Raw genomic sequence first — 17,254 nt, 5'->3', positions numbered from 1 at the left:
TGAATAATAAAGTGTTGGCATCCCTGTGAAATAAAAATTTAAATTGTTATTCTCAACTTCACCAATAAATACCTGAACATTATTAAATGGATTTATGCGACAAGTATCCACCTGCAATATTTACCCTAAAAATCTGTCATTATTTTTATTTAAAACGATACCATCCACAATCCATTTACTATCCTTATAAGCCTGCATTAAACTCACCTTTTCTTTAATCCACTTATTTATGCTATCTTTTAAAGCAGTCTCTATTATTTTTGACTGCTCAGTAAGTTTTCCCTCTTCCAAATAATTATTCAAACAATCCGTCTTCTTATTCACATTCATACACGAAAATAAAATGAATACTATAGAAATTTGTATAACCTTGCCCATAATGTCTTATTATTCCTTAGGTGTATCTTTTCTCGGCGCAATAAATTCAGGCTTACCTGAGGGAATTTTAAATATCCAATCATTTACCTATCAAATGTCCATCAACAGGTCCATCCCTTTCTAATTGAAGTCTATCTGACTTCAACCTTCAAATGAAAGCAAGTCTATTGACTTGCCCGGATATTACCCAATAACTCTAATCATTCAACCCTTTCTTTCCTGATTAATTGATTTCACTTGAATATATATAATCTTTCGGGCCGTTCTTTGATGTCTATCTGGTTTAGGCCAGGGTAAAAGACTTTGGCCTGTAGGACCGTCTATCATTCTTAACACACTGCGCATCAGCTGAGTATTTAAACTTTACATAAGGTTTGAAAATAAAAGGGGGAGCAACTTCATAAATTTCTCCTGTTGTGACTCCAACTATTTCTGTGTCAGAAAACACTGGACGGTAAAACAATATTTTCACATGACGACAGCTTGAGCTATCATATAGAGCCTCATACTTATCACCACAGATTGCTCCCCATATCACACCACCTCCTACGGTTCTAAATTCACCATTGCAATTAAAGGTATAATCTCCTTTAACTCCATTCTTATCAGGTATGATTTTTACTAAAGTTACAACAGTATTCTTCCCCACAGCATTAAAATCTGGAGCACTAAAAAACGAATAATAGACGGCGTAGCCAAAACCTATCACTGAAAGTACAATTATTAAAAGTAAAAACATCTCTTTTATATTCATAGTTCTTTCAATTTATTCTTTCCAACTTTTCAGCCTTATCCAGCTCTGGTTGAAGTCTATCTGACTTCAACCTTCAAATGAGAGCAAGTCTATTGACTTGCGGAGATGTTACCAGATAAACCTCTACCTCATTCAACCCTTTCTTTCCTGATTAATTGATTGCACTTGAATATATATAATCTTTCGGGCCGTTCTTTGATGTCTATCTGGTTTAGGCCAGGGTAAAAGACTTTGGCCTGTAGGACCGTCTATCATTCTTAACACACTGCGCATCAGCTGAACATTATATTTGATACTAAAATAGCATTTACATTTTTATAAGTTTTCCTTTTCCTATCATTCTATCTTTCGATTCTATTTTATAAAAGTATATTCCCTGATCCAGGTTAAGATTCTTTAATGTTATACTGACATCCATGGAAGAGACTTCCACGTCCTCTTTATATTTTATGTTTCCTTGAGAATCAATCAAACTTAAAATTACATTTTCTATTCTATCCAAACCTTTTATTGAAAATGTCGCATCTTCTGTGAATGGATTGGGGTAAGTCAAAATCTTTGAACTTTCCGAACCAATTGAACCTGTTAAACTCAAGGGAAGAAACTTTGATTTAACCAAAGAAGATTTGTAAAAAATGGTATCCTTACTTTTACAAGAGAGAAATGGAGTTATGGATCCAGAATAAGTAAAAGGTCCTAAGTAATCGCAAGGCTCTATTAAATCTTTTATTCCAATATAACCATATTCTTTTGGGCCTAAAGTTGGAAAATCAAAGGTAATTACGTTATTCGAAATATTATCCCATGGAATAGTACTAGCTATTGGTGAAAAACCCTGAGGATATTCCAATTTTATTTGCACATTGTTTACCGGCACATCTCCATAATTACAATAGAAAATATACGTAGAATCAGGATAGTCACAAGAATTAAAACTTGTCCCTAAAAATTCCGAATACGATTCTCTTAATCTTATTTCAAGCAATGGACAGTTTTCTATTTTTAATTCCAAATCTAATCCCTCCATATTCTGATCCTCTCCTGTAAACTTTACCTCATAACTATTTTGCAAACAGTTCTCCTTCCACAGTGCTACATCAGATTTCACTTTTACCAAAGAAACATGATAAGGACCTGAATCAACCTTGAGCTCATAATTTCCATTTTGATCAGTAATGGAATAATACCCCCCAGGTGTTGCAGTAACTGCTACATTGGATAATACCTCTTCTCCGGAATCAAAGGTGCAATTTCCGTTTTTGTCCGTGAAAACTTTTCCTTTTATAGTATTAACGCGTTTAGGCACATAGGTACCATCGTTGATACATGAAACATATAAAGCTGACTCACCCTCGTAAGAAACAATAGTACTATGACCTAAGGTAATTTTTTTGTAAAACCTACCAATCATATAACAATTTCCTCTTGAATCTGTGGCAAGTAAATTTCGAGGTCCATCTAAGAAGTCAATTGCTTCTGCTGGAGCGCTGATTGACCAAATTTTTTCGCCATCCGGATTACACTTTATTAACAAATCTTTTTGTGATACAACAAATATATTTCCCTGATTATCACAAATAATATCACCTTTGGCTCCAGATTTAACCCATTTAAAACTCCCAGAAGTGTCATACTTACAATAAAACATTCCCACGTAATCATCTTGATTGCGTTTTATTTTTACGCCTTCAAAAACGGCAGAATCCCCAAAAGTCCCACTCATATAAACATTGCCTAAATTATCTAAAGCAAGAAATTGTCCTTTATCATTATAATAATTTACATATGGAGCACTTTCCCCTCCTGCCCTTTTAGCCCAAACTGGATTCCCATGCATATCCAACCTCGCCAAAAAAATATTTATTTCCCCATCTGACACCAAAGTATTAGTACCAAAGGAAAGGCTTCCACTAAAAGTACTATAATACCTTCCAAAGCTACCGGTCATATAGATATTACCTACTGCATCCACTGAGAAATCATTCACCTCAAGCTTTCCATCGGATACTCCTGTTCTTTTGATCCATTGAAATTCTCCAGAATCATCAAGCTTTGAAATTGTAATACTTCCCTCTCCTGAGATTGGCAAATCAGATTCAAAGTTTCCTCCTAAGAGGTATATATTACCACTATTGTCGGTTGAAATACGCGGATTTGAACCATATCCCCCTGAATAAACTTTCTTTGCCCATAAAAAATTTCCATTGTAATCACATTTAACCAGAAAGTTGACATATTTAGAATAGGGTGTCGACAACTGATGTTGACCAAATAGTACAGGTCCTGTAAAGTTCCCAGACATGTAAATATTCCCTTTAGAGTCCAGAAATACTTTTATTGTGTTCACCTCACCTCCTTTAATCGTTTTCCCCCAAACCAAATTGCCCTCTGAATTGTATTTTGCAAAAAACAATGACCCGGAAAACTTAACGCTATCAAATGAAACTATACCATGAGAAATGCCTGCTACATAAACATTGCCCGAATCATCACAGGCTATTGATTTTGGCGATGTTGGATCCAACGTCACCTTTATCCTATTAGACCATATAAAATTTTGGGCTTTTACATTAATAATTGTAAAAAAGAAAATAAATATTAATCGTGCCTGGGTTTTCATAGTAAAAATTCAAGAGTGAATTACCTGAACAATACAAAGTGTTAGCGTCTGACAATAACCATTGTACATAAAGATGAACAGAATTATTAAGATAAAAATAATCGTCTTAAAAATCTTCTTAAATCATGGTTATATAAAGTAGACTTCCCCTTCCCAAATCGTTCCCAATCTTCTTAGAAAAGTTTTGGAACCACCTAAACTCATTTTATGTGTAAATCTTAAGTTTCCAGTCTCAACTTTCAACTTCTTCAGTAAACAGACTTAGTTCAGAGAGAAAAAATCAGAAAAAATTACAGACAAATGCTCTGAAGGAAGTTACTGTTCAGCCAATCGACCTTCGCAGGAATTGCAGCAAACAGTGATCATGTTCTTTAACCATACATCTATTATACTGAAAACGATCTTCGACTCTGATCTAAAAGTAATATCATATCAGAGAACGTTTATCTGCTGCATGATTTTTTAATACATACGAAAAAGCTGACCAAGCAATTCAGATACTAACCAGTGCCTTTATAAAAGAAACATCCGTTTAAATTCTTCATCATCATGAGACCAGTATATACATTCATTGCTTGGAGACCACATAAATTCCCCCAGGCTTGTATATCCGAAGTCTAGCTTATTTTTAAATGCACCAAAGGCTGCAGCCTCAATGAAGTTATCAATTTTATACTTATCAAAAATTTTAAATATAAAAGCTTCATTGGGCATGATTATCTCGGCTAACTGAGATTGTTTTTTAGTTGTCACCTCAATATTTATCTCACCATAAAACGTAGTTTTAATATTCAAACTAGTTACGCCTTTAAATAAAATATCAATATTATAGTCTCTTTCTGCATTAGCATAACTTCTCAAAAGCATTTCATTATGGCTCAACTGAAAATCTATTAGTTGGAATCTTCCTGAATGCTTAAACATAAATTTATCCATGATACATTATGTGATTTGTGAAGATGACTTTGTACCATCTCCTATACTTTAAACGGTTTTCAATATATTTTCATCATCTTCTGAGATATAAAAGCAAGAGGCCGATCAACTCTGACCGGCCTCTTATATTTTAAGAATAATTTTTAATTACTCATTTCTGTTATTATTACTTATAATATGCAGCCAGCCTTTATATTCTTCTTTAGCGCAACCGGTCTTCAGATAATAGTAGTATATACCATCACTAATATTAGCTGCATTCCAGCTGTTATCATAGCTTGAATTTCTATAAACTCTCTCACCCCAACGATTATAAACTTCAAGTTTAGCTCCTGGAAGAATGTCATAGTTGTTTACATCTCTGATGATGTATGTTTCATTTTTACCATCATGGTTAGGCGTTATCAGGTTTGGAATAACCAGCTCCTGGTGATCAAAGATCTCTATAGAATCTATAGCAGGTAATTCTGCCCAACAACCATTTGTATCTACAACTGTAACCAGGAAGTAATTTCTTCCGACTACCTCTCCAATAAATTTCTTCGTCAATGGGTTAGTGTGATGTGCAACTATTATTGTATCAGGAATACTTGAATTTGGGGTTAACCATACATAAGCATTAGGTATTCCCTTTACTACTGTTGCAACTGCATCAAACTCCACTTTGGAACAAAGGGTGTCCAGAGGTATGTCAAGTGTTACTACAGGGAGGTCATGAACAACTATTGAAATTGTATCAATTACTGGCGGACAAATTTCATTATCTGCTATCAGATACCAAGTCTGTGGTTCTGCAGGATTTTTTACGTTAACCTCTGAAACCAATTTGGTTGTATCAAATAGTACAGGATAGCTAGGATCTTTTGGCATCCATCTCCACTTCACATTTGCAGGTTGAACATCAGCACTAATTGTATTGAAATCAGTATTCTTACAAAACTTCTGATTATCTGCAAAAATTTCAGGATCAATGATATTTATTCTTGAAGAATCGCAAGCTGATGAAGGACATGCCTCAACCTCTAACCTAACATAATAATAAGTTGAAACTTTAGGCATAGTGGATAAAACAAATGGATTGTTGTTCGATGCTATAAGGCTATCACCACAACCTTTCATATACCAGGCAACTCTCGCATCCGGATTATAAACAGAATCTATTTTAAACTCAATATTTCCATTATATACCTTACAAATTGCGGTATCCTTTGGTAGAACACCTAATAAATCATCTTTAGGGTCCTTATTTACTTTTACTGTTACTGGTTTACAGATTGAGTTTCCGCATATGTTTTTAAGTGAAACATAATAAGTAATTGTCTTTTCCGGATGAGGGAGCTCTACACGAGGACCATTTCCTACAGAATCAACTCCGCAAGATGTTTTATACCAAACAAGTTTTGCTTTGGCAGTTTCACCCGTAGCCTCAAGCGTGATATTATCAGTATCTGAACTACAAATAACAGGATCTGGTGTAGATGCTGACAATGGCCCTTCTGGCACATCTATCACCGCAACCTCAACCGACCCGGTAACAGAACATGTTGTAGAATCACTTACTGTCACAGTATAGGTTGTTGTTCTTTCCGGCTGTACATTAATTGTATCGTTGTTTGCAACCGGATTAGTTCCCAGAGATGCCTTCCACACATAATTGATCTGAGGAATACCTCCTTTAGTTATTGCAACCGACACGTCAGTATCCAGACCTTTACAAATCGTATCCGACTGAGCCTTTAGAGAAATCAGAATTGTTCCGTTAAATATTGAAGCAACAGCTGAAGTATCAGTACAACCATCACCAGAAATTATCACTCTATATTTACCGGTTTCGGCGGTACTATATGTACTTGAACTTGCACTTGAAATCTTTACTTCATTTTTCAACCATTCGAAGTTGTAATTATTTTTCGTCGGAGTTGCAGAAGCAGTAATTGTGATAGGCTGATCATCGCATATTAATCCGGATCCTGCAAGGGTAGCACTTGAAATAATTGTGTTGTTTTTAATTGAAACTGTAGCAGATGTGTCAGAGCATCCTCCTCCTATTACCACAACTTTGTAGTCACCTGTCTCTTTTGTAGTATACTCAAGACCAGACTGTCCATTGATAACCTGGCCGTTTTTATACCAAACGATAGTACCATTACCTAAAGTAGTATCTGCAACAATTGTGATTTCCTTATCATCACAGATGATTGTATCTCCTACAATATTTGCACTGATTTCTTTTGAGTTGTTTGTAACCTTAACACTTAATGACGAATCTGAGCAAATTCCATCATTGATAGAAACAGTATACTCACCTGTCTCATTTGTAGAAAGTGTTAAACCTGATTCTCCGGATATTAATACTCCGTTTTTATACCACTTTAGTGTTCCTTTCCCACCACCCGTTGTATCCGCTGTAATAACTATCGGAAGGTTATCACAAATCAGATCACTTCCTGAAAGTGCGGCAGTTATCTTTTTAGTATTATTAATGATTGCAACTCCATCTGCCGAATCAGAGCACAAACCATAATGAATAGATACGGAATACTGTCCCGAAGCTAAAGCATCAACTGAAAGTCCAGAAGCATTTGGGATAAGCACTCCATTTCTGTACCACTTAATTGTACCTGCATTAGTTCCAGTGGTATCAGCCTTCACTTGAATCGGCTTATTATCACATATGATATTCCCACCAGTGATTGATGCAACTATTGTAACTGTATTATTTATAATTTCAATTTCATTAGATACATCAGAACAAAGACCATTTATTAATTTTACAGTATACTTTCCTGTTTCTTTTGTGCTATAGGTTAATCCCGTATTAGAAATAAGCACTCCGTTTTTATACCACTCAATTGTTCCTGCATTAGTTCCACTCGTATCAGCTGTAATCAAAATAGCAGTATCGTCGCAGATCACACCATTTCCACTTATTTTAGCAGACACTTCAACTGTTTTATTCTCAATTGTTAGTGTATCAGATTCATCTGAACATGCTGCTGCTGAACCAGCAATAACAGTAACTGTATATTTTCCGCTCATTGAAGTGCTATACTTATTTGAAGGACCGTTTTGAACTTCCACACCGTTTCTTTTCCAAATATAGGTACCTGTAATCATTGGACTAGCTGTTAGTTCAAGTGCATTGTTATCACAGATGGTTTGTGTACCTGATAAATCAATATTAGCCTCAAGTGTACTGTTGGAGATGGTGGCAACTGGAGAAGTCGCAGAACATTTATCATTTGAAACAGTCACGGTATAATCACCGTTAGTTTTAGTAGAATAAGTGTTGCTTGTTCCTGACTGGATCTTTGTTGCTCCTTGATACCAGTCAAACTTATAAGAACCTACAAGTGGCGTCGACGGGGTTACTAAAGCTTTAAGATCAACAGGTTTGTCGTCGCAAATAAAAACGGAACCTTTTGGATTTAAATCAACAGTAATTGATTTGTCTTCCACATAAGCGCTGTCTAAAGCAGAGACACAACCATCAAGTGTTGCTTCAACTTTATACCAGCCTGGTGCTGAAGGAGTGAATGTACTTGCTGTTTGATTGGCAATATTAGTGCCTGCTGCGTTTTTCCACTGGTAAGTTGCAGTTGATGGTACTGCATTAGCAGTCAGGGTCGGGCGAGCATCATTACAAATCACTGCCGTATCAACGGATATGCTTATAGTTGGTCTTGGCTTTAAAGTAATAACCTGAGTAACGGTTGTACTGCAAGCTCCAGAAGTTTCTGTCAGTGTAATTGTACCACCCGTGGCTCCCACGTTTACTGTAATTGATTCATTAGTAGCAGACCCTACAATTGTCAATCCTCCGCTTACAGACCATGCATATTTATTACCTGCTACTAAAGCTGTTTTATACGTAACATTTTTAGTATTCGCGCAGATTGCAAAACCATCATTACTGGTTATTACCGGTGTTGGCTTTGCACAAAGCGTAGTACAAGCTGAGAATTCAGAAGTGTTATGAGCAGCCGTCGTGCTTCCGGCAGAAGCTGTTGCTGTAACTCCATTATTCGTTCTTCCTGCAAGTTGAGCAGCTGTTGGGGTAAGTGGCGACAATCCTGACGCGATAAGCGTTAATCCCTGTAATTTATTATTTGTTCCTGAAGCACAATTGTTACAATTATCCAAAGCATATAATTCTATAAATGAACCTGCAGGCCCCGTAACGGTAAATGCTTCAGGAGTTCCTGTAAAGGTAGGAGTTGCATAAGAGTTATTACCTCCATTGGATAATACAATACCTCTCAGAGCATTACAAGAGAAGGAGTTATGATGAATTGAGTTGTTGATTGAGGTAGTACCATCAACTACAACTCCATTTCCGCCATTATTTGCGATTGTGTTAGGTTCACCGGCATTAACACCACCAATAATATTATTGGAACTTCCACCTGTTGTCCCTGTACTTTGCTTCAACTCAATACCATCTCCTCCGTTTGCTAAGGCCAGTCCGTCTTTTTCAACCCCAATTTTGTTATTGAATATTTTTATTCGGTCTCCATCTTCCATGTGAATACCATCGGCAGTATTCCCTGAAATAATATTTCCTTGCCCTGCAACTACCCCACCAATGGTAATGTATTGTGCGCCTTCAGTCACCAATATACCATTGTTTTTATTAGCCATGGCAGTTTTACCTGTTTTATCAGTACCAATATAATTTGATCTGATTATGTTAGAAGTCGCCTCTGAATTATTCGCAACTCCCGCCCCGAAACCTTGTCCTCTGAAAGTTATTCCATCTCTGTTGCCTGAAATGACATTAAGCTCAACTATGTTATTATTACTTCCATGCTGAATACCAATACCTGCCCCCTCATCATCTAATGCTCTAGTTCCATTGCCTAATACAACAGTTCCGTCATTTCCAAGGTAATTTCCTTTGATTGAATTGTTTCTAGCCTGGTTGCTATTATTATTATTACTGAAATCAGACTGAAGGAAAATACCCCATGAATTGTTTCCGACAATATTCCCCTTTCCTGCAGGATCTCCTATTGAAGCCGCATCTCCAATCTTACAGTCATGAGCACCTAATAATGAAATACCATCCTGACGGTTTCCGATCTCTTCGTTGTTGGGACCTACTCCTACTCTGTTGTTATAAACAAATATGTTGCTTACTGATCCTCCATTTAGCTGAATACCATGACCTCTATAACCCTTTCCATTGTTAGGATATATACCAAAGCCATTGCCTCCGATTACGTTACCTTCAGCAGCTGTATTTCCCCCTATTGTTACATTTGAAGAATTTGTCTCCAGTTTTATACCTGCATAAAAGTTCCCAAGAGAATTATTTGTTCCAGTAGATGTTCCTGTATTATTCGTACCTACATAGTTACCTGAAATTCTAGAAGATGTGACTTCTGAAAAATAAATTCCCGTCTGCAAAGTTGCATCATATCCTGTAGGACAAGCATTAAAATTACAAGGCTCTCCACAGTAATCAGGGCCACAAGGTCTGCTATCAACTGCACCACCGTTACCGGAAATTACGTTCCTATCTGCAGCAGTAGATCCTCCGATTGTTACATTGTTTGATCTGTCAACTCTTATACCTGCCGCTTTATTTCCGATTGCCTTCGTACCACCTAAGTCAGTACCAATATGGTTTCCCACAATTTTCAAACCTGCTGTATTCGTAGCCCAAATACCATTACCAATATTACCTGAGATTACGTTATTACTAATTACTATTGGGTTTGCTACAGTTGAAGATCCATCAATATAAATTCCTTGTTGTCTGTATGGCTGATTTGTTCCATTTCCAAGGAAATTAGAACTGCTTGCATCTGTACCTATAAAATTTGAGGTAATTTTAATTCCGTGAGAACCTGGTCTAATATTGATTGCCCCATAAAAATTACCATCTCCCGCAGACATACAACCTGAAATTACGTTGTTGGTAATATTGGTATTAGTTGCATTTGCATCAATCAAAATACCACTTGTTCTTATTGCAGTTCCGGCAATTGAGGTACCTGCTAAGTTTGTTCCAATAAAGTTTTTATCCAGAGTTGACCCTGTTGAATTGTTTACTCTAATACCTACAACAAAATTCTGAATTGCCAAACCCCTAATTGTTACATTGTTCGCCCCATCAATATTAAAACCGTTACCATTCTGACCATTACCCCTAAAAATTCCTATAAGAGGTGTCCCATTATAACCAGCCATAGGAGCAATAGAAGCATCTATAACCAAACCTCCTGCATTACCATTGTTATTGATAGCAGGTAAATCAGAATTTACCTGAATTACTGTTCCAGCTGCCAGCTTGAATACAATCTGATGTGGAGTTCCGCCATTTCCGGTACTGTTGGCAAGTCGAATACATTTTCTCAATGTATTTGTACCATCATTATCCGTATAGCCTTGGAAATTGTCACCATCTCCATTATTATCTACCACAAATACAGTTCCAGCCATAGAACCTGTAATTGTAGCAATCAGGAACAGGAGAAAAAGTATAACTTTTTTCATATTAGATAGGTTAAAGTTAATTCAAATGGGATTTTTATGTTGCTAAATATGACTATTCTTATCTAAGAAATAATACCAGTCAGAAATATACAAATTTTTATTGGAAAGTTATATTATTTTAGACGTACCAAACTAAAAAAGACATGCTTTTGTTAAAATTATCGGCTTTTTTACTCTCGTTCTAAATTCAAACTTAAGCATTTATGAATAGTTGATCTTATCAAAGATCACTTTATTAATATGAAAAATCTGGTTTTGGTAACCATCGTACTTCGTCTATTTACAGCATGCTCTCATACAAGTCAGTTTCCGAAATTTCAGAACTTCAATCAAACGGATACCGTCATTAAGTCAGATGAGGAATGGAAAAGGCAATTAACACCTGAACAATACGCCATTACACGTGAGCAAGGCACCGAACCTCCATTTAACAACAAGTATGACAAAAATAACGAAAAAGGGGTTTACAAATGCGTCTGCTGCGGAAACAGTTTATTCAGCTCCTACCAGAAATTTGACTCTGGAACAGGTTGGCCAAGCTTCTGGCAACCAATTGATAAAACACATATAAAATATCTGGAAGATGGTGATAGGGTAGAAGTCAGGTGCAATCGCTGTGATGCTCACCTGGGACATGTGTTTGATGATGGTCCCAAACCGACAGGGCTGAGATATTGTATGAACTCAGCTTCTCTGGATTTTGTGAAAAGGAAGAAAATGGCTAAAAAGTGAAAAGCTGAAAGCCAAAAGTAAAAAGCTAAAAGTAAAAACAGTCAGGTATTTCCAAACTAAAAAAGGTTGAAATTGTCCATGGGACAATTTCAACCTTTTACTTTATGCTTAAAAAAACTCTTTCATCTTCTCAAAGAAGCCTTTATCGTGCTTTCCGGGATTAGGCTTGAAGTTCTCTGAGTCTTTGAGGGTATTCAGTAGATTTTTTTCTTCTTTGGATAAAGTCTGTGGCGTCCAGACATTTACATAAATCAGCTGATCTCCTTTAGAATAACCGTTCACTTCACGCAATCCTTTTTCTTTTAATCTCAATATCTTACCGCTCTGTGTTCCTGGGTCTATTTTGATCTTCACTTTGCCTTCAATGGTTGGCACCTCCAGAGAAGTTCCTAAAACTGCATCTATAAAGCTGATGTACAACTCATAAATGATATTTTGGCCATCTCTCTTCAACAACTCGTCTTCAACTTCTTCTATTAATATAAGAAGATCTCCAGGTATTCCTCCGCGATTTGGGGCATTCCCTTTACCAGACATGCTCAATTGCATACCTTCAGCTACACCGGCAGGTACTTTTATACTGATGACCTCTTCCTTCAGAACTCTTCCTTCTCCCTCACAAGTAGGACATTTTTGAGAGATCGTTGTTCCTTCTCCATGACATGCATGACAGGTAGACGTACTCACCATCTGTCCAAGCATCGTATTTACAACTTTTCTAGTCTGCCCAGTTCCCTGACATACAGGGCAATTTTGAAGGGACGCACCGTTCTTTGATCCGTTTCCTCCACAGTCATCACAGGCAACATAGCGCTTTACCTTAATTTTCTTTTCAGCACCTTGTGCAATTTCCTGAAGGGTAAGCTTCAGTTTTATTCTGAGATTACTTCCTCTGCGTTGAGCACGGCCACCTCTCCCTCCTCCTCCACCGAAGAAACTCTCGAAAGGACTTCCGCCCCCGAAAATATCTCCGAATTGAGAGAAGATATCGTCCATGTTCATGCCACCGCCACCGCCAAAGCCGCCGCCTACTCCCTGATGACCAAACTGGTCATACCTTTGCCTTTTCTCAGGACTGCTTAATACCTCATAGGCTTCTGCAGCTTCCTTGAACTTCTCTTCAGCAGAAGGATCATCTGGATTTTTGTCAGGATGGTACTTAATTGCGATTTTTCTGTAGGCCTTCTTTATTTCTTCAGCACTTGAAGATTTAGAAACACCAAGAATTTCGTAGTAATCTCTTTTAGCCATTTTTTTATGCTCCCATAACAACTTTTGCAAAACGAATCACCTTATCATTAAGATAATATCCGTTTTCCACAACGTCAACAATTTTGCCTTTAAGCTCAGGTGTAGGAGCCGGAATTTGAGTAATAGCTTCATGAATTTCGCTGTTAAACTCTTTTCCCCTCTGATCTTCCATTGCTTTAAGCCCTTTTTGCTCAAGGGTTTTTAATATTTTATTCTGAATAAGAGTAACCCCTTCTTTTATTGCGGAAACTTCAGTAGCTTTTTCCATTGAAGAAGACGCTCTTTCAAAGTCATCCAATACTGGCAGTAAGCTTAAAAGAACATCCTCCCCTGCAGTTTTCAAAAGCTCAACGCGTTCTTTTGAGGTTCTTCTTCTGAAGTTGTCAAACTCGGAATATAGTCTCAGATATTTATCTTTTAATTCCTCGTTTTCCTTTTTCAAGCTTTCAACCTCATTTACACCCTGAGAAGTTCCTTCAGTATTTTCTTTTCCTTCCGAAGTTACAGTCTCCTGATCCGCATTTTCTGTCTGAAAATCTTTTTGTTCGTTCTTTTCTTCCGGTATCATTACTTATATCGCTAGGTTTTCAATTATTATTAAAATTCCATATCTGGAAAAGACATTGGCAGTGGAGATTCAATTCTCTTGCCAAAAAATTTTCACTGACAAGTTGACATTTATTCATTTAAAGTACGCCATATCAGATCCTTCAACTGCATCAGGCCATTGCCCGTATAGGAAGAAAACATGACGAAAGGTACATTCGGCAGTTCTTTTTCAATAAGACTCTGAAGTTCCTCATCCAGCAGATCTGTTTTGGAAATTCCCAAAATTCTCTTTTTATCAAGCAGTTCTGGGTTAAACTCTTTCAATTCATTTAACAGAACATTATAATCTGCTTTTATGTCCTTGCTATCTGAAGGAACAAGAAAAAGTAAAATAGAATTTCTTTCTATGTGCCTTAAAAAACGCAGTCCCAATCCTCTTCCTTCAGATGCCCCTTCAATAATTCCCGGTATATCGGCCATGACAAATGATTTGTCATCCCTATAGCTTACAACACCAAGATTGGGAGTCAGAGTTGTGAAAGGATAATCTGCAATTTCCGGTTTTGCAGCAGAAACCTTAGACAATAAAGTAGATTTTCCTGCATTTGGAAATCCGACGAGACCAACGTCTGCCAGAAGCTTCAATTCAAGAATTACCCATTGTTCAATACTTGGCTCTCCTGGCTGTGCAGTTCTTGGAGCCTGATTGGTAGGAGTTTTGAAATGATCGTTGCCCAATCCTCCTCTTCCTCCTGGAATCAGAATTACTTCCTGGCCATGTTCGCTGATTTCCACCATAAACTCGTCTGTTTCAGCATCACGAGCTACTGTTCCCAGAGGAACCTCTAGAATAATATCTTCACCACTCGCCCCGGTGCGTCTGCCTCCTTCACCCTTTTGTCCGCTAGGAGCAATGACATGTTTTCTATATTTAAGATGGAGCAATGTCCAAAGCTGGCTATTGCCCCTAAGGATAATATGACCGCCTCTGCCGCCATTTCCACCGTCCGGCCCTCCCATATCGACAAACTTTTCGTGTCGAAAATGAATAGAACCGGCACCACCTGCCCCCGATTTGCAGCAGATCTTTACGTAATCAATAAAATTTGAAGAAGCCAATTAGTTTTAGCTTTAGAGAAATGAGAAATGGGAATTTGCTTCCCGAATTTATTTTTTTACAGAATCAAGGATAACTGATATATCTCTGAATACCTGTTCAATAGTATTCATGCCATCAACTTCCTCATAAATTCCTTTTTTCTGATAGTAATTCGCTACAGGTGCGGTTTCCTCCTGATAAACAACTATTCTTTTACCAATCACCACAGGATCTTTATCATCAGCTCTGTTAGAAGTTTGCCCTCTTAATACAGCTCTCTTCGTCAATTCATCTTTCTCCACTGTAAGACCGATCACCACATTAATTGAAATTCCGTTTTCTTTACAAAGATGATCTAAGGCACCAGCCTGAGGTACGGTTCTTGGAAAACCATCAAATATGAACCCCTTACTGTGTTTATTGCTTTTTATCTTGTTATTAATCATTCCTATAACGACTTCATCAGGAACGAGAAAACCGTCATTTATCAATTTCTGAGCACTTTTACCTAATTCAGTACCTTCTTTCATTTCGGCTCTCAGCAAATCTCCTGTAGAAAGGTGAATTAAACCATACTTTTCAATGATATTCTGGCTTTGAGTGCCTTTTCCTGCATAAGGAGGTCCAAATAGAATGATGTTCAACATAGTTTCGTTTTCTTTTTGAGGGGCTAAAATTAATGATTTAAATCTTTATTCAGTCTGCTAATGCATAAATATCCTTTAAATTTCTTCCATAACCATTATAATCCAGACCGTAACCTAGTACAAATTTATCAGGAATTTCAAATCCTTTAAAATCAATCTTTAAATCCGTTTTATGTTTAGAAACCTTATCAAGCAAAGTCAAAACTGATATGGATGCCGGATTTTGCTTCCACATTTCTTCACAAACTGCCTTCATGGTAAGGCCGGTATCAAAAATATCATCTACAAGGACTATATGTTGCCCATTCACATTTTCCTTTAAACCGATAAGTTTTTGCACACTTCCTGTAGTTTCTGTTCCAGCATAGGAAGCAGTTTTAATAAAAGTGATTCTCGCAGGAATAGAAATTTCCTTGAATAAATCCGAAGCAAACATAAACGCTCCATTCAGAATGGCAACAAACAGGGGGTCCTTCCCATCCAGTTTGTATGAAAGATCATAGGCCAACTCCTGAATTCTCTGTTGAATTTTTTCCTTCGGGATAAAAATTTCAAACTCCTTATCTAATATTTTCATTGGCCCTTACTAAAAGCTAAAAAGGTTAAACGCTCAATTATCCTAAAGGTACAAAAATTTCCTTTCCTCATTAAGTATTAAATGATACGGAAAAAGCATTTTCCTCCTGTCATTTCAGAGGTTTTCCATTAAAAATTTATACATATTAATCATTGAAGAAATATCCTCTTTATGAACCTTTTCATCCGGAGAATGAACATTATCTTCTGCAGCGCCTATGAAGACCCAATCAAAAGGATATGGAGAAGCCTGCAATTCCTTTCCATCACTCCCCCCAAAGGCTTCTACTTCAAGCTGAAATGGTATTCCGGAGGTTTTAGCCAGATTTATAATCTTATTTAAATAACCTCTTCGAGGAATGCTCCTGTCTCTCATGGAAATAACAACACCTTGTCCATGCCGAACACCTTCCGTGATCCATGTAATATCGGAAATCAGTGCCTGACGAACTTTGAAGTTTTCATATATATATTTTGCAAGTACTGACACCGATCCACCTCCATGTTCTTCCCAACATGAAAATGCGATAATTCCATTTTCAAGTGTTTCTGCCAGTTTCAAAGCATTAAAGACACCGAGCCTGTTGTCAAGATAACATGATTGAACAAAATGCTGATCCTCTCTGAAATTACAATCGAAAACAAGCTCAGTGCCCCGTTCTATCTGACGAGAAAATTTATAGGATATTTCTTCTTCTCTGCTAACCTCCAATTCACAGAGAATCTCTCCCTGACTGTCACTTCCTCTGAGTTTATATCCCGACTTCTGTTCTGGACCACCAATAGGAACGAGCTGGTGACCATACCTTACTGTAAATCCTATTGAATCCATGTGGGCAAACACTGCCGTAATTGGATTTCCGAAAACAAGTAAAAAACCATCCTGAAACCCATCTCCTTCAATAATTAAGGGTTTAACTCTCCAGTCATGCTGGTTAGACCTGATATATTCAATAAGAAATTCCTTCATAGCAATCTCATTTCCAGAGGGTGCATGAACAGAGCAAAGTTCTTTAAGCAAATTAAAATTCATAAAAAGAATTGAATGAGCTTAAATATATGCCAAAAAATGGCACGTTTCATGAATAGTTATTGTTTCAATAAAAATATTCATAATTTAAAGCGTTAAATTGCACGCCTCCTCGTTTAATGGAGGAATAGGTTAAATCCTTATTAGCCATTTTGTAAAAAAATTGAAGGGACCTTTTGAT

The 17,254-nt window shown here is 37.0% G+C and carries 12 protein-coding genes; 1 reads left to right on the top strand and 11 read right to left on the bottom strand.

The genetic code is table 11. The features are described 5' to 3' along the window. Positions 1–120: 120 nt before the first annotated feature. The 5 genes from MYP_RS04980 to MYP_RS04960 all read right to left on the bottom strand — a co-directional run bounded on the left by MYP_RS04980 (position 121) and on the right by MYP_RS04960 (position 11,189). Positions 121–330 carry a hypothetical protein gene (locus MYP_RS04980; RefSeq protein ID WP_045459477.1) on the bottom strand — a complete coding sequence of 70 codons (210 nt, stop codon included), beginning with the start codon at positions 328–330 and terminating at the stop codon, positions 121–123. A gap of 331 nt (positions 331–661) precedes the next feature. After that, the gene (locus MYP_RS04975) at positions 662–1,132 is read right to left on the bottom strand and encodes a DUF4040 domain-containing protein (RefSeq protein ID WP_045459475.1); all 471 of its coding nucleotides are present in this window, start codon (positions 1,130–1,132) and stop codon (positions 662–664) included. 307 nt (positions 1,133–1,439) lie between these two features. Next, a complete protein-coding gene (locus tag MYP_RS04970; protein WP_045459473.1) occupies positions 1,440–3,752 on the bottom strand; it encodes an SBBP repeat-containing protein in 2,313 nt (770 codons plus the stop codon). A 513-nt stretch (positions 3,753–4,265) separates the two neighbouring features. Further along, the gene (locus MYP_RS04965; RefSeq protein ID WP_156140323.1) at positions 4,266–4,676 is read right to left on the bottom strand and encodes a hypothetical protein; all 411 of its coding nucleotides are present in this window, start codon (positions 4,674–4,676) and stop codon (positions 4,266–4,268) included. Between the two features lie 159 nt (positions 4,677–4,835). Beyond that, positions 4,836–11,189, bottom strand: a complete 6,354-nt coding sequence (locus MYP_RS04960) for a gliding motility-associated C-terminal domain-containing protein (RefSeq protein WP_045459468.1) — start codon at positions 11,187–11,189, stop codon at positions 4,836–4,838. A 240-nt stretch (positions 11,190–11,429) separates the two neighbouring features. Between MYP_RS04960 and msrB the strand changes: the two genes are divergently transcribed. Beyond that, positions 11,430–11,921 carry a peptide-methionine (R)-S-oxide reductase MsrB gene (msrB, locus tag MYP_RS04955; protein ID WP_081990402.1) on the top strand — a complete coding sequence of 164 codons (492 nt, stop codon included), beginning with the start codon at positions 11,430–11,432 and terminating at the stop codon, positions 11,919–11,921. A gap of 108 nt (positions 11,922–12,029) precedes the next feature. Here the strand turns inward: msrB and dnaJ are convergent, their stop codons facing one another. From dnaJ to MYP_RS04925, 6 genes are all read right to left on the bottom strand, one after another. Continuing rightward, positions 12,030–13,172 (bottom strand): molecular chaperone DnaJ, encoded by a 1,143-nt coding sequence (gene dnaJ / locus MYP_RS04950; RefSeq protein ID WP_045459465.1) that lies wholly within the window; start codon positions 13,170–13,172, stop codon positions 12,030–12,032. Between the two features lie 4 nt (positions 13,173–13,176). Beyond that, positions 13,177–13,740 carry a nucleotide exchange factor GrpE gene (locus tag MYP_RS04945; RefSeq protein ID WP_045459463.1) on the bottom strand — a complete coding sequence of 188 codons (564 nt, stop codon included), beginning with the start codon at positions 13,738–13,740 and terminating at the stop codon, positions 13,177–13,179. Between the two features lie 110 nt (positions 13,741–13,850). Further along, positions 13,851–14,840 carry a GTPase ObgE gene (gene obgE / locus MYP_RS04940; protein ID WP_045459460.1) on the bottom strand — a complete coding sequence of 330 codons (990 nt, stop codon included), beginning with the start codon at positions 14,838–14,840 and terminating at the stop codon, positions 13,851–13,853. A gap of 48 nt (positions 14,841–14,888) precedes the next feature. Beyond that, a complete protein-coding gene (locus MYP_RS04935; RefSeq protein WP_045459457.1) occupies positions 14,889–15,467 on the bottom strand; it encodes an adenylate kinase in 579 nt (192 codons plus the stop codon). A 49-nt stretch (positions 15,468–15,516) separates the two neighbouring features. After that, positions 15,517–16,044, bottom strand: a complete 528-nt coding sequence (hpt, locus tag MYP_RS04930; RefSeq protein ID WP_045459454.1) for a hypoxanthine phosphoribosyltransferase — start codon at positions 16,042–16,044, stop codon at positions 15,517–15,519. Between the two features lie 114 nt (positions 16,045–16,158). Then, on the bottom strand, positions 16,159–17,076 hold the full coding sequence (locus tag MYP_RS04925; RefSeq protein ID WP_045459452.1) for an aminopeptidase: 918 nt from the start codon (positions 17,074–17,076) through the stop codon (positions 16,159–16,161). Positions 17,077–17,254: the final 178 nt, after the last annotated feature.

Origin of the sequence: Sporocytophaga myxococcoides, assembly GCF_000775915.1 — a bacterium.
Taxonomy (GTDB): domain Bacteria; phylum Bacteroidota; class Bacteroidia; order Cytophagales; family Cytophagaceae; genus Sporocytophaga; species Sporocytophaga myxococcoides_A.
The sequence above is the reverse complement of the archived record's forward strand: the minus strand, read 5'-3'. Positions and strand labels throughout refer to the sequence as shown.